Annotated in this window: 1 pseudogene; it reads right to left on the reverse strand. The window is 34.3% G+C overall.

Annotated elements, in window-relative coordinates:
* Positions 1 to 197, reverse strand: a pseudogene (locus ABEB23_RS18070) (phosphomethylpyrimidine synthase ThiC); the annotation flags it as partial.
* Positions 198 to 670 lie beyond the last annotated feature (473 nt).

Raw genomic sequence — 670 nt, forward strand, 5'->3', positions numbered from 1 at the left:
ATATTTGGATCGGTGTAAGCGCCAGAAGTATCATAAACTGTTACAGGCGGATTTTTTTCTATTCCTCCATTTGAAAGTTTAGTATCACTCAAAACGATTTCGCGCATCGCTACTTTAATCGGATGAATTTCGCCGTCGATATATACTTTTTTAGAATTTGGAAAAGGGGTTCTGGATATTTGTTCTTCTGTTGTCATAGTGCTTTTGTTTCAGGTTTGAAGTTTCAGGTTTGAAGTTTCAAGTTCAACTTGTCAAAGACGAATTTACAGTTTGTCCTCCTGAGCGAAGTCGAAGGACACGCAAGGAGAGCCTGAATAAATGTATTAAGCATGAAATCCTTCGACTTCGCTCAGGGAGAACATATAAAACCTGAAACAAAAAATTTATATTAGAGATTTTTATCAAAGTTTAAAACTCTGACAAAGCTTATTTTCACTGCTAAGAAAACCTGAAACGTGAAACAAAAGAAACAAACCTGAAACTAAATCAATATACGAGATCTTTGTCAAAGTTTAAAACTTTGACAAAGATTCATGATTATAAAAATTATTTTGTTTTGAAAATGAGTGCCCTAGCCCCGATAAAAGTGGAAATCCTTTTGCTTTTTTCTTAAAAAGCAAAAGATTGAAACGGATAGCGGGATTAGCTCCTAATTAAACTACATCTTCGC

The organism is Flavobacterium maritimum (genome assembly GCF_040049085.1).
Lineage (GTDB): Bacteria > Bacteroidota > Bacteroidia > Flavobacteriales > Flavobacteriaceae > Flavobacterium > Flavobacterium maritimum.